Source organism: Ruegeria sp. AM5, assembly GCF_056540645.1.
The window spans coordinates 1-11,965 of sequence record NZ_JBQFXC010000013.1 but is presented as its reverse complement, the minus strand read 5'-3'; the positions used below and the strand labels follow the sequence as shown (position 1 = coordinate 11,965).

The window sequence follows — 11,965 nt, the reverse complement described above, 5'->3', positions numbered from 1 at the left end:
ACCTAGGCAAGCGCACGCGCCTCATGTTCGCGCAGGATCAGCCGCGCAGCAAGGCCGAAGCCGATATGTTCGTCCGAGGCGCGCTCGGGGAATATCTCGGCGAGTTCCTGGAGCGCGTCAGAAGACAGCGTGTGGAGGGTTTCTTCACCCAGAAACAGGCTTTCGGCCTGAGCTCCTTCGGCAAACAAAATCTCGTGCCTGTCAAGCAGGATATGCAGGTATTCGACCGGCTCATCACCGGTATCAATATCTATTCCCGGCCACGAGCACAGATGTTTGGCGGCGACCAACACTTCGGGCGCGCCAAACAGCATCTCGACCTTGGGGCCGCTGATCAGGAGGCGATGCTGTTGAGACACCAGCAAATCGCGGGATGGAACACCGGGTCCCAGACTGCCTGCGGTCACACGCACCGGGCGCATCGCAGGATTTGCGCGCAACCGCTCGGGCGACATGGGGCTGCTTTCGATCCAGCGGATCGGCTGTATTCCGTGATCGGCAGTCAACACGTCGTCATCCACGCGCAGGGTCTCAATGGCGCGCTGGCCTTCCGCCGTTTCAATCAGAGTGCCTGCGGTATAGCAAACGCCCTCGATAGTGATATCAATGATCTGGGTCTGGGTTCCACTGAAGGTGAAGAAACCATTGGCGAAATTGGCGGTGACCGTCACCTCGAACGAGTCCAATTGGATTTCTCCGTCATCGAGGCTATCGAAGAAGGCCGGGTCGACGGTGTAGGTCCACCTACCGTTCGCATCTATTGAGGCGGTGCCGAAATCCGGTTGATCGGAGATTGCCCAGGTGGCCCCGGTGAAGGTCCCGAAATCCGATGTTGCGGTGACATCGAGGTCACCCGAGGCGACATTCGGAGGAAAGCCGGTCACGTCGCCCGTGATATCGCCCGATATGGTTACAACCGAAGTCATCCGTTTTCCTGCTCGAGCGTTCTGGCGAATTCGGCATCGCGGTAAAGGCGCATATGCACCTGTTGCTGGTCATCGCGTGTCCATTCGACGATACGTTTTGTGGATAGGTCGCTGCTGAGGCGATTGGTGCGCACGCGTGGGTGCGGGATGTCCCGTTTCAGCATGTCGACGATCTGACGAGTTTGGCCGAAGGGTGCCACCATATCGATGATCCAGAAGGATGAGCCACTGGCGAAATCGACATCTCTCAGCGGCTCTTCCTTCACCGCATAGCGATATTCGGCTTCCGGGCTGAGACCGGCAAATGTCACGAATCCGCGCGGAAAGCCGTTTTGGCGGAAGATGTGATACTGGCCCAATCTCAGCGGCGTTTCGAACGCATAGAGAACCTGTGCCAAACTGCGGTTACGATGCGTTTTGGTCAGGGCAGCCAGATAAAATAGCGCACCGAAGTCGGCGTATTTTTCACCGGAAAGATCGAACCAGTCTTTGGGAAATGACTTTTCCACGGGCCACTCTGGAAACTGCTGATGCAGAGATCATAGCGCACCACATATTCAAAGAAAGAATTTTCACTCAAGTTGATGTGTTACGGGTTGAGTTAGACCTGAGGCCCGGTTTGACTATATTGATTCGTATAGGCTGGTTGGTCCCACGTCGTCTCAGCCGTGATCGCGTTTTTCATAGGGTGTTTTATATGCGTTTTCTTACATGCCTCTCTTTGACAGCCATCATACTGGCCCCCACCATTGCGCAGTCTCAGGGCGTTGGTTTTGGCTATAAACTAAGACCGCAGTTCAGAACCCAGATCACGCCGCTTAAGGATGGAACCTATGAAGTGAAGCCCGTCGGTGGATCCTCGGCCGCGGTCACCTATTGGTGTGGAATTGGGGATTATGCAGTTCGCACATTGGGAGTTTCAAACTCGCAGCGGATTTATGTTTCCAAAGCTTACGAGAAAGGTGTTCGCACAGTGCAGTTTTCGCTAACTCCACCGCCCGGCGCGGATACCAATCCGGGATATTCTTTGACCGTCAACAGGGTGGGTGAGAACCTGTCCGCCGCTTCGGCGCAAAACTACTGCTTTGATAATTCCATCGATATGGGGTTTTAGCGGTCAGACCCATTTGGCCAAGGGCGGCAGACTCATCAGAACAGCATCGGGGTCGTGCCCGGTTTCCAGACCAAACTTGGTGCCCCGGTCATAGACCAGATTGTATTCGGCATAGAGCCCACGATGCACCAGCTGGGTGTTTTTGTCCGCGTCGTCAAAGCTTTGCACCCGGCGTTTTTCGACCAGAGGCAGAAAGGCGGGCAGGAAGGCGCGACCGATGTCCTGCGTCAGCGCAAAATCCGCCTGCCAGTCGCCGGTGCAATAGTCATCCATGAAGATCCCGCCGACACCCCGAGCGCGCTTTCGGTGGGGGATATAAAAATACTCGTCAGCCCAATCTTTGAGGCGCGGGTAGTGGCCGGGTCCGTGCGGGTCGAGATGCGCTTTTTGGGTGGCGTGGAAATGGGCGGTGTCGTCGTCATATTCGATGCAGGGATTCAGGTCGGAGCCGCCGCCGAACCACCAGGCATGTGGGGTCCAGAACATCCGGGTGTTCATATGGACCGCAGGCACATGCGGGTTCTGCATATGGGCCACAAGGCTGATGCCCGAAGCCCAGAACCGGGGGTCGTCCTTCATCCCCGGAATACCCTTGCGTGCGGCCATCGCGTTTTGCGCGCGCTCACCCAGCGTACCAAAGACGGTTGAGACATTGACGCCCACCTTCTCGAACACGCGGCCCCCGCGCATCACCGACATCTGCCCGCCGCCCGCGTCGGAGCCATCGTCAGACTGCCGTTTAGTTTCTTTGACTTCGAACCTTCCCGGCTGAGAATCCGAGAAGGGGCCTGAGGTGTGGCTGTCTTCCAACGCTTCGAAGGCGGTTACGATGTCATCTCGCAACTGGCGGAACCAGGCAGAGGCGGTGGCTTTTTCTTTATCGAACATTGGGATCAGTGGGCCGGGGCTGCGACAGGGTCCAGCAGGGTGCGGCCTCCGTCAATGGTTAGAATTTGGCCTGTCATGAAGCCCGCAGCGTCCGACGCGAGAAATTGCGCGGTTTCGACCAGTTCGTTCGGAGCGGCAATCCGGGAAAGCGGAGTATGTTTTTCGATGTCGTCCCGGAAATCTCGGTTTTCTTTCAGCGTTGACTGCAATGAAGCGCTCATGACCGATCCTAGTGCGATGGAGTTTACGCGAATGCGGCTGGGCGCAAGTGCAACCGCCAACGAACGGGTCATCTGATCCAGCGCAGCGGTCGAAACGGAATAGGCCATCAGATCGGGATGGGTGCGGCGTGCGGCAATCGAGGACAGGTTGATGATTGACCCGGCAGGGTTCTCATCGTCTCCATCAGCCTGTTTGATAAATCGCTTAGCCACTAGTTGGCTCAGTCGCAGCGCGGGCATCAGGTTCTGGTTCAGCAATGTGCGCACGGAATCGTCATCGGTGTCCAGCGGGTCCGACGGGATCACCTGCCGCGCACCATTGATCAGGATATCAACCTGATCAAACGCATCCAGCGTGGCCGAAAGCAGATTGGCGATGGTCAACTTTTCACGCAGGTCACCGGCGAAATAACGGATGTTGCTGTCATCCGCCTGTTCGCCCAGCTCATCGGACAGGCGCCTTTCATCCATATCGGCGAACATGACATTGGCGCCTGCATCGGCAAAATGCCGTCCGATGGCCAGTCCGATGCCGTTGGCACCCCCGGTGACGATTGCGGTCTTGCCCGCGATGGAAAAGGACATGCGAATCCTCCTGAGTTCTGGCGCAGGTTAGCGGGCCTCAGCCCCGAGGGCGAGAGGCATGGAAAACCTTGAAGCGGTTGTCTCCTGCCACTTCGTCAACACGGGCGAAAGCCTCGGCCAGCGTTGCCTCGTAAGGCAGGTGGCGATTGGCGACCATCCAGAGTTGACCGTTGCGGGTGAGGTTGCGTGCCGCACTGGTGATAAAGCCCTGGCCCAATGTCGGGTCGGCGCTGCGCGAGGTGTGAAAGGGCGGATTCATGATCACCATGTCCAGCGGCTCGGGCGTGCTCCATTTGGTGGCGTCGGCCCAGTGGAACTGCGCACGGGGGTCGGTGACGTTGGCGCGGGCACAAGTAAGGGCGGTGTGGTCGGCCTCAACCAGATGCAGGCTGCGCAAGGTGTCGTCGATCAGCTTTGCGGACAGAAAGCCCCAACCTGCACCCAGATCAGCGATGCGCGTGCCGCGCTTGGTTGGCAGAGACTTCAGCAGCAGGGCCGAGGCAGGATCGATACCATCGGCGGAAAACACACCGGGCGCGGTATGGAAGCCGTCAACCATTTGGTTTTCAGGCGCAGCCCAGTCGGCAAAGGCGTCCGCATCAGACTGAAACCAGAAAATCTTGCCATGTGCCTTCGAGATTGGACCCTCGATCGCGACCCGCTTGCGGATGTCTTTCAGCAAACTGTCGACGCCATCGGTTATGGCCCCGTCCACCACGATGACCCCGCTGGCGCGGCTGCAGGCCTGATGGATCAGCGCCCGGGCCAGCGCCTTGGCGCGCGGTAGAAACACGACCGCATCCTGGCAAGGCGCGTCACTATTGGGCGTTGCGACAAAGCCCTGCGTGGCAAAGTGATCGTGGAACGGTTTGAACGGCTGCACCATCTGCGCCTCGCGCGGAAGGTCCGACAAATCGTGGTCCGGGGTAGGCGCCAAAACAGTCAGCGGTTGCGACAGGCTGAGCCCGCTGTTCAAGGCTAGATCAAGGCGAGAGGACATGGCCGTGCGTTATTCTTCGCGTTCCATGGTGCATTGCAGCGGGTGCTGATGCCTGCGCGCGAAATCCATGACTTGCCCGACCTTTGTCTCGGCAATCTCATGGCTGAACACGCCAACCACGGCGACACCTTTCTTGTGGACGGTCAGCATGATTTCAAACGCTTGCGCATGGGTCATGCCGAAGAACCGTTCCAGCACATGCACCACGAACTCCATCGGCGTGTAATCGTCATTCAGCAACAACACCTTATACAGCGGCGGCCGCTTGGTCTTGGGGCGCGTTTGCACCAGGACCGACGTGTCGTCGTCTTCGTCGTCCTTTTCAGACATGATCCACTGGTGTTTGCGCATTGCTGTAAGAGAATCTCGATTAACACTACGAATTGTTTCCCGGCTTATATAACGTCACGGTGGCCAGAGAAAAGAGCAACCGGACGGAAATGCGATGCGGGACAAGCTGACAACAATCGGGTTCGATGCAGACGATACCCTTTGGCATAACGAGCGTTTCTTCCAGCTGACTCAGGCATATTTTGCCGAATTGCTGGCCGATCACGCCGATCACGATCACCTGATGGAACGTCTACTTGCCGCCGAAAAGCGCAACATCCAGCACTATGGGTATGGCATCAAGGGCTTTACCCTGTCGATGATCGAGACAGCGATTGAGGTGACGGAAGATCGCGTACCGGCGCGCGTCATCCGCCAACTTGTTGAAGCGGGGCAGGAGATGCTGGCACATCCCATCGAACTGCTCCCCCATGCGCGCGAGGCCATCGAGGCGGTGGCCAAGACGCATAAGGTTCTGCTGATCACCAAGGGCGACCTGATCGACCAGGAGCGCAAGCTGGCGCAATCCGGATTGGGTGAGCTGTTCGATGGCGTCGAGATCGTGAGCGAAAAAACGGCGGCGACCTATGCGATGATTTTTGACCAGTACGGTGATGGACCCGACGCTTCGATGATGATCGGAAACTCGATGCGTTCTGACGTGGTGGCCCCAATCGAAGCCGGGTGCTGGGGCGTGCATGTCCCGCACGGGTTGGTATGGGAGGTCGAGCAGGCCGAGGTCCCAACTTCCAACCCACGGTTCCGCGAGTTGAAGGATTTGGGTGATCTTTCAGCTTTGATTGATCGGATTTCCTGACCTGTTGCCGTTTGACATCAGTCACAAAAAATTCGACGACACGGCTTGCCTGAAATTCGGCACAATCGCCGGTATGGTGTCCGGGCGCGCATGAAACACCATATGTAGCGTGAATCTGATCGTGTATATGATCCACTCAAACGCAGCTTTCAGTTTCTTTAAACCCGTCCCTGTGTTAGCCTGAAGAATATCAAAATAAAAATTGCTGACCGGGAAAACCCGGCGGCGCGAGGCAGACAGAGGCAAAGATCGTGCAGATTCGGCGGACAGTTCCGGCCCGAATGGGCTTATTACTTATAGCATTTCTGTGGCTGCTTTCATTTGCACCACTTCAGGGCATGGCGGCCCCTTACGCGGCCATGGTGATCGACGCACGCACCGGAGAAGTGCTGCATTCCCGCAATGCCGACACGCGGTTGCATCCGGCATCTCTGACCAAGATGATGACGCTGTATATTGCGTTTGAGGCCGTGCGGAATGGTGAGATCACGTTGGACACTCAGGTGCGCATCACCAAGGCTGCAGCGGCTGAGCCGCCCTCGAAGCTGGGTTTGCGCACTGGGCAGCGAATCGCGTTTCGCTATCTGATCCGGGCGGCGGCGGTGAAATCCGCCAATGACGCGGCAACCGCGATCGGCATCGCCCTCAGCGGGTCCGAGGCGGCGTTTGCTCGTCGCATGACCCGCACCGCCAAGGCGATGGGGATGAGCCGGACCACCTTCAAGAATGCCCATGGTCTGACCGAGTCGGGGCATTTGTCGACCGCGCGGGATATGACCACGCTGGGCCGTCACCTGCTGTATGACTATCCGCAGTACTACAACCTGTTCTCGCGCCAATCGACGAATGCCGGGATCAAGACTGTACCGAACACCAACCGCCGCCTTTTGGCAGCCTATCGAGGCGCCGATGGGATCAAGACCGGCTATACCCGCGCTGCAGGGTTTAATCTGGTTGCTTCGGCCAAGCGCAAGGATGAACGTATTATCGCGACCGTCTTCGGTGGCAAATCAGGTGCATCGCGCAACGCCCGGGTGGCCGAGCTTTTGGATATGGGTTTCCGCCGTGCCCCCTCGCGTGCGCCAATCCGTAAGCCCGCCCGCCCGGCCTATGCAGGGAATGCAGGTCTGGGTAGCGCACAAGTGGTCGCCCAAGCGGGCCCGCCGAAAAAGAGCCTGCGCCCGGTGTTGCGCCCAGTGGCGAGCGAAACGGTTCAGGTCGCGGGGTCGGTCGCCGCAACGGCTGAAAAAGACAACACCCGGATTCAGGACGGTATCGCTGCTGCGATTGCAGCAGCAGACATAGCACCGTCGGATGGCGCCAAGCCTTCCGAAAACGTTGTGCTGGCCTCGGTCGAACCGGCCAAACAGCCCGAGCCTGAACCCGAAGTTGTGACCCGCTTGTCCACTTCCGGCGGTCACCTTTGGGGCGTCAATGTTGGCCGCTACACCACACGGTATGAGGCCGAGAAGGTTCTGTTGAAAACTGCGCTGTCGGAAATGACCACTTTGGAAGGCACTTTGCGTAAGGTGAACCAAAGCTCGCGTGGGTTTGACGCGACATTTCAGGGCATGACCCGCGAGCAGGCTGATCTGGCCTGTCGTCGGTTACAGGCGCGCAATGTCACGTGTTTCATGATCGGGCCGTCATAAGACCCGGCATTCTCTCCTGGATGGGCCTGGGCTGCGATGACCTCGCAGCCCATTTTTTATGGCAAATCAATCGAAGACGTGGCCGTGCTTGTACTGTTCATCTTGCCCGGCCGCCGCAGTTAAGGCTGCAACGTTATCCTTGGTGAAGAAACCGTCGTAGTGATGACAACGTTCGATGTATTCGGTGATCAGCAGCGTGTGTTTCGAGTGCTTTGAGAAGATCTGTTTCAGGTTCGGATCATCTTTGCATTCCCCGACCACATGGGCCAGGAACGGAACGCCCTTGTCTTTAAGAGTGTTGACCACGAAATCGACATTTTTCTCACCCGCGCCATGGTCGCCGTCCTGAATTTCAACCGCCATGTGGTGCAAGCGTCGTCCGAAATTACGCACGAAATCCTCGGTTGGCATCGGCAATTGCTCGAAAGAGTTCACGAACGACGGCGTGTTGTTAGCAGTAAAGACCTTGGCAGGGGATTTCTTGTCGTCATCCACACTGGCATTGCGATTCACATTGGTCGACGAGTTCATGTCGAAGATGTTGTAGGCCCCCCAGAAGTAATAAGGCACCATGGTCAGAAACTCGAGGATCGCGTCCTCACGTTCCCCGGCCAGAATGCGTGTCGCCAGATGGTCGATCCCCAGCATCAGGGGTGCGATTTTGCTATCCATCCCAAACGCAGCGGCCTGATCCAGCTTGGCTTGTTCCACATCGCTCAGCAAAACACGATCGCCTAACCCCAGACTGTCTGTGTCGTTGAAATCCAGCGTGGAATAGCCGACGCGATTGCACGTGAAATCCGATGGCGTCGTAAAGCGGTATCCTTCCAGCGTGTAGAACGGATTTTCGGTGTCCCCAGAATATTCGAACCGAATATTCTGATCCTCCAGCGTTCCAGTCAGCGCCTTCAGGTCGGTGGCACCGTAAATCTCACCTACATATCGCGTCTGCGGCTTACCGCGCGCCAGCGGGTACATACGATTGATACGCGGGATGAAATCCTCGAATGCCGGGCTGAGCGGAGCCATCAGGATCAGCGCCGGATAATCGGCATGTGAATGCATCACCGAGAACTTGTGTGTCTGTCCCAAATAGCTGGCGGTGTGGCGATAGGGGGTCATCACATAAAGCTCGACCAGCGTGTCAAACAGCGCATCTGTCTCGACCTGAATGACAATGGCCCGCATCGCACCGACTTGATCCGCAATGCCCGAGCTGATGCGGCGCTCGTAAATCCTGGGAAGATATTCGGTGAAGAAGTCCGAGTTCTTCTTGTCGCCCCTTGGCTGGTAGGACATCAGATCAAAAGACATAGGCTCACCTCCTTGCGGCGCGTTGCTTGGATTTGTGGTAGTCAGATCATGCACTTGCCATGCATGCTAGGCGCTAAGGCCTGCATGGGCAACAGTTTGGAGATGGGGTGCCAAAGTTACGTTGTTGTAACTAACGGATGAATTTTGTGACCTCGACTCCGCCCGCGATCAGGTTCTCGCGCACCGAGTGCGCGATCTGAACTGCCGTCGGGCCATCACCATGCAGGCAGATCGTATCGATTGAGGTCTCAAGGCGTTTGCCGGATTCGGTGATGATGGCGCCTTCCTTCACCATGTTCAGAATGCGCGGTCCGGCCAGCGCCGGATCATGGATCACGGCTCCCGGCAGTGACCGATCCACCAAAGTGCCATCGTCGTTATAGGCACGGTCGGCGAAGATTTCGCCCACCCATTTGCAGTCCAGCTTGCGCACCGCTTCTTCTTGTTTGGTTACCGCCAGCACCATGATGATGATGTCCGGGTCCACGTCCAATGCGCCCTGATAACAGGCCCGCGCCATATCGATATCGACCGAGCACATATTGGCCAGCGCTCCATGTAGCTTTAGATGGCGCACTTCAGTGCCCACCGCCTTGGCCATGCCGATTGCCGATCCCAGTTGATAACGCACCAGATTGCGCAAGCTCTCATGGGGCACTTTCATGTTTCGACGCCCGAATCCCTGCAGGTCAGGAAAACCGGGATGCGCACCGATGCCCACACCGTTCTGGGCTGCCAGAGCCATGGTCTTGGCCATCACATCCGGGTCACCCGCATGAAAGCCACAGGCGATATTGGCTGATGTGATGATCTTCAGAAGGCTTTCATCGTCACCCATCTTCCACGGGCCAAAGCTTTCGCCCATATCGGCATTCAGATCGACGCTCGGCATCGCAATAACTCCTTATTCGGTGGCAGAGATCATTCCGCTGATCAGTTGGTAGGACAGGAGGTCCGGGATGTCATGCGGATCGCGGACCAATGGTTCAACACGGGCGGGCAGGCGGGCAAGGTCGGCCTTAAATGCGGCTTGCAGCGCGATGGCTTGTTCTAGTGTTACGAATTCGAAGCGCACCTCGCCTCCCGCCGGGGTCTGTGCAGCGCGGGGCAGATCACAGGGCAGAACGGTTGCGATGCGCGGGTAACCTCCGGTGGTCTGGCACTCGGGCAGTAGGATGAAGGGCGCACCGGTGCCGGTCATCTGTATATCGCCGGGAGTTATGACTTCGGACAGTATGTTCAACTGACCCTTTGCCGCGAAGCCGTTACCGTCGCTATCCAGCTGCATGCCCATCCGGTTGGCTCGGGTACCGCGGCGGAATTTCGTTTGCGTAAACCGTGCCAGCGTCTCGTCATCGAACAGTGCGGTTTGAAAGCTGGCCACAACCCGCAACGTCCCACCCGAAAACCGATCCTCCGAACGCAGTTTCAGGCCGGTCTTGCCGGTTTCCGTCGCTGGCAGGTGATCACCCGCTTGAACAGCGCGCCCGATCCTTGCGGTCAGATGGGCCGCGCGTGAGCCCAGCGTCATGTCGGTCCCGATCCCGCCACCCAGATTCAGATACCCGTAACTGCCCTGCAGCACCGACCCGACTACCAGCCGCTGCCCAGCCTCCATCTGATGCGAGGCATTCCACAAGACGGGGCTGCCATCGATACTGGCCTGCATCGGTGCGCCGGTCAGCGCGATGGCGGTTGGTGCGGTTGCCTCAAACTCACCACCCATCCCCGCCATTTCGAGGGCGGCGCTCGTTGGGGTGTTACCAAGCAACGCGGCCCCTTCATAAAGCGCCGCTATATCTGCGGCACCCGAACGCGACAGGCCTTGATCCAGATACCCGGTGCGCCCTTGATCCTGAACCGTGCAAGCTGGGCCGATGCGATGGACGATCAGCGTCATGTCGTGATCTCCTCGCAACTCGCACCACCAGAGCCATCAGTGCAGGTTGTACGGATATCCTCAAGCTCCTCGCGCGAGACTGAGATGAACTGCATCTCATCACCGGGGTTGAGGGCAAAACTTTGCTCCATGTCCGGACGAAAGCAACGAAACGCGGTTTGTCCAACATGACGCCATCCGGTTGGGGTTGGCCCCGAGAACAGGACAAATTGCGAAATTGCCAAAACCAACGCCCCTTCAGGTACCATCGGCGTCAGCTCTTTCAGGCGTGGAATGTTGAATTCGGGTCCGAGTGGCCCGAGATAAGGTTGGCCCGGCGCAAATCCGATGGTTAAAACCCGCACACGCGATTGGCTGAGACGATCAATGGCGTCCGCTGGTGACAACCCTGCTGCCAATGCCGCGTCTTCTAGCTGTGGCGCAAGATCGGAACCGTAGACCGTCGGCACTTTCCAAAGTCGTCGCCCCGCAGGCAAAGGTGCAGCGTACCAATCGCGACTGACCAGCATAGCCCGCAGCAACTCTTCGATGTCATGATGCGACAGGCTTAATGGATCAAACCTTATAAATGCAGATGCCAGCGAGGCCGAAGTCTCAAGCACGCCGTCAATCTGCTGCGCCTCGACTGCGCCCCGAAACGCCAGGGCGGCGCGGTTCGACGGCTCGGACATGGTTTGCGCAAAGGTCACCAAGAGACCGTCAAATCCAACGGTTCGCAGCAAGGGAAACTTAATGTCATTCGTCATATCAAGGTCACAGGCGTATCGGGTTTGCTTTGAAAAGACCTGAGCCTATCCATAGACAATGCGCAAGGCCCTGTAAGACCAACTTGCATTGCGCCTGGCGGCGCCGATATCGGGCGCGATTCCGGGATTGGAAATGAATCGCTGATTGCCGTCGAGTCGGTATAGTCTTGTGGGTGACTGTAATGTTCTCACTATATGTTGGGTTTGAACCAACAAGCACTGAAACCTAGGCGGTATATCTGATGTGCTTGAAGGATGATTTTCGCCGATTTCCATGAGGTGAGTTCCGCTCAAACAATTGAAATTATTGTATAAAAAATGAATTTGAAGTTTTTTGCGATATTCTTGAATTTTCCACTTGCGCGTTGAATGCGTAAGGCATAGAACGCCCTTCACCGGCGCTGCTGAGGTGCTGGGACGCGGTGGAAGCTGCGGAGACGCTCGGGAGAGACTGGGGGCATCTGAGGTTTTT

13 protein-coding genes are annotated in these 11,965 nt (G+C 57.4%); 3 read left to right on the top strand and 10 right to left on the bottom strand.

Going from position 1 to position 11,965, the window contains the following annotated elements:
* Window positions 1-2: 2 nt before the first annotated feature.
* Both ACR0AH_RS19045 and ACR0AH_RS19040 read right to left on the bottom strand, forming a co-directional pair.
* The gene (locus tag ACR0AH_RS19045; protein ID WP_480593259.1) at window positions 3-926 is read right to left on the bottom strand and encodes a Hint domain-containing protein; all 924 of its coding nucleotides are present in this window, start codon (window positions 924-926) and stop codon (window positions 3-5) included.
* Window positions 923-1,435, bottom strand: coding sequence for a toxin-activating lysine-acyltransferase (locus ACR0AH_RS19040; protein WP_170408881.1), 513 nt, complete (start codon window positions 1,433-1,435; stop codon window positions 923-925). Before ACR0AH_RS19040 ends, ACR0AH_RS19045 begins: the two co-directional genes overlap by 4 nt.
* Window positions 1,436-1,623: 188 nt before the next feature.
* Here ACR0AH_RS19040 and ACR0AH_RS19035 point away from each other — a divergent pair, with 188 nt between their 5' ends.
* Window positions 1,624-2,040, top strand: a complete 417-nt coding sequence (locus ACR0AH_RS19035) for a hypothetical protein (RefSeq protein ID WP_170396038.1) — start codon at window positions 1,624-1,626, stop codon at window positions 2,038-2,040.
* A gap of 3 nt (window positions 2,041-2,043) precedes the next feature.
* Here the strand turns inward: ACR0AH_RS19035 and hemF are convergent, their stop codons facing one another.
* Genes hemF through clpS form a run of 4 tightly spaced genes read right to left on the bottom strand, consistent with a single transcriptional unit; the run spans window position 2,044 to window position 5,085 of the window.
* The gene (hemF, locus tag ACR0AH_RS19030; protein ID WP_480593257.1) at window positions 2,044-2,928 is read right to left on the bottom strand and encodes an oxygen-dependent coproporphyrinogen oxidase; all 885 of its coding nucleotides are present in this window, start codon (window positions 2,926-2,928) and stop codon (window positions 2,044-2,046) included.
* A gap of 5 nt (window positions 2,929-2,933) precedes the next feature.
* Window positions 2,934-3,734: an SDR family oxidoreductase gene (locus ACR0AH_RS19025; protein ID WP_170613015.1), complete on the bottom strand. Its 801-nt coding sequence runs from the start codon at window positions 3,732-3,734 to the stop codon at window positions 2,934-2,936.
* A gap of 37 nt (window positions 3,735-3,771) precedes the next feature.
* Window positions 3,772-4,734, bottom strand: a complete 963-nt coding sequence (locus ACR0AH_RS19020; protein ID WP_480593255.1) for a class I SAM-dependent methyltransferase — start codon at window positions 4,732-4,734, stop codon at window positions 3,772-3,774.
* A 9-nt stretch (window positions 4,735-4,743) separates the two neighbouring features.
* Entirely contained in the window at window positions 4,744-5,085 is a 342-nt protein-coding gene (gene clpS, locus ACR0AH_RS19015; RefSeq protein ID WP_170396046.1) for an ATP-dependent Clp protease adapter ClpS, read from the bottom strand.
* A 94-nt stretch (window positions 5,086-5,179) separates the two neighbouring features.
* Here clpS and ACR0AH_RS19010 point away from each other — a divergent pair, with 94 nt between their 5' ends.
* Window positions 5,180-5,881: an HAD family hydrolase gene (locus tag ACR0AH_RS19010; protein ID WP_170613019.1), complete on the top strand. Its 702-nt coding sequence runs from the start codon at window positions 5,180-5,182 to the stop codon at window positions 5,879-5,881.
* A gap of 281 nt (window positions 5,882-6,162) precedes the next feature.
* Entirely contained in the window at window positions 6,163-7,533 is a 1,371-nt protein-coding gene (locus ACR0AH_RS19005) for a D-alanyl-D-alanine carboxypeptidase family protein (protein ID WP_170396050.1), read from the top strand.
* 66 nt (window positions 7,534-7,599) lie between these two features.
* Here ACR0AH_RS19005 and ACR0AH_RS19000 read toward each other — a convergent pair whose 3' ends face one another.
* The 4 genes from ACR0AH_RS19000 to ACR0AH_RS18985 all read right to left on the bottom strand — a co-directional run bounded on the left by ACR0AH_RS19000 (window position 7,600) and on the right by ACR0AH_RS18985 (window position 11,493).
* On the bottom strand, window positions 7,600-8,847 hold the full coding sequence (locus ACR0AH_RS19000) for a hypothetical protein (RefSeq protein ID WP_480593253.1): 1,248 nt from the start codon (window positions 8,845-8,847) through the stop codon (window positions 7,600-7,602).
* 130 nt (window positions 8,848-8,977) lie between these two features.
* Window positions 8,978-9,739, bottom strand: a complete 762-nt coding sequence (locus tag ACR0AH_RS18995; protein ID WP_480593251.1) for a LamB/YcsF family protein — start codon at window positions 9,737-9,739, stop codon at window positions 8,978-8,980.
* Between the two features lie 12 nt (window positions 9,740-9,751).
* Window positions 9,752-10,747, bottom strand: coding sequence for a 5-oxoprolinase subunit C family protein (locus ACR0AH_RS18990; RefSeq protein WP_480593249.1), 996 nt, complete (start codon window positions 10,745-10,747; stop codon window positions 9,752-9,754).
* Entirely contained in the window at window positions 10,744-11,493 is a 750-nt protein-coding gene (locus tag ACR0AH_RS18985) for a 5-oxoprolinase subunit B family protein (RefSeq protein ID WP_480593248.1), read from the bottom strand. The genes ACR0AH_RS18990 and ACR0AH_RS18985 overlap by 4 nt, the downstream gene beginning before the upstream one ends.
* Window positions 11,494-11,965 lie beyond the last annotated feature (472 nt).

Excerpts from the sequence above, each read along its gene's own strand:
- ACR0AH_RS19045 (WP_480593259.1), bottom strand. The coding sequence starts at position 926 with ATGACTTCGGTTGTAACCATATCGGGCGATATCACGGGCGACGTGACC.
- ACR0AH_RS19035 (WP_170396038.1), top strand. The coding sequence starts at position 1,624 with ATGCGTTTTCTTACATGCCTCTCTTTGACAGCCATCATACTGGCCCCC.
- hemF (WP_480593257.1), bottom strand. The coding sequence starts at position 2,928 with ATGTTCGATAAAGAAAAAGCCACCGCCTCTGCCTGGTTCCGCCAGTTG.
- ACR0AH_RS19025 (WP_170613015.1), bottom strand. The coding sequence starts at position 3,734 with ATGTCCTTTTCCATCGCGGGCAAGACCGCAATCGTCACCGGGGGTGCC.
- ACR0AH_RS19020 (WP_480593255.1), bottom strand. The coding sequence starts at position 4,734 with ATGTCCTCTCGCCTTGATCTAGCCTTGAACAGCGGGCTCAGCCTGTCG.
- clpS (WP_170396046.1), bottom strand. The coding sequence starts at position 5,085 with ATGCGCAAACACCAGTGGATCATGTCTGAAAAGGACGACGAAGACGAC.
- ACR0AH_RS19010 (WP_170613019.1), top strand. The coding sequence starts at position 5,180 with ATGCGGGACAAGCTGACAACAATCGGGTTCGATGCAGACGATACCCTT.
- ACR0AH_RS19005 (WP_170396050.1), top strand. The coding sequence starts at position 6,163 with ATGGGCTTATTACTTATAGCATTTCTGTGGCTGCTTTCATTTGCACCA.
- ACR0AH_RS19000 (WP_480593253.1), bottom strand. The coding sequence starts at position 8,847 with ATGTCTTTTGATCTGATGTCCTACCAGCCAAGGGGCGACAAGAAGAAC.
- ACR0AH_RS18995 (WP_480593251.1), bottom strand. The coding sequence starts at position 9,739 with ATGCCGAGCGTCGATCTGAATGCCGATATGGGCGAAAGCTTTGGCCCG.
- ACR0AH_RS18990 (WP_480593249.1), bottom strand. The coding sequence starts at position 10,747 with ATGACGCTGATCGTCCATCGCATCGGCCCAGCTTGCACGGTTCAGGAT.
- ACR0AH_RS18985 (WP_480593248.1), bottom strand. The coding sequence starts at position 11,493 with ATGACGAATGACATTAAGTTTCCCTTGCTGCGAACCGTTGGATTTGAC.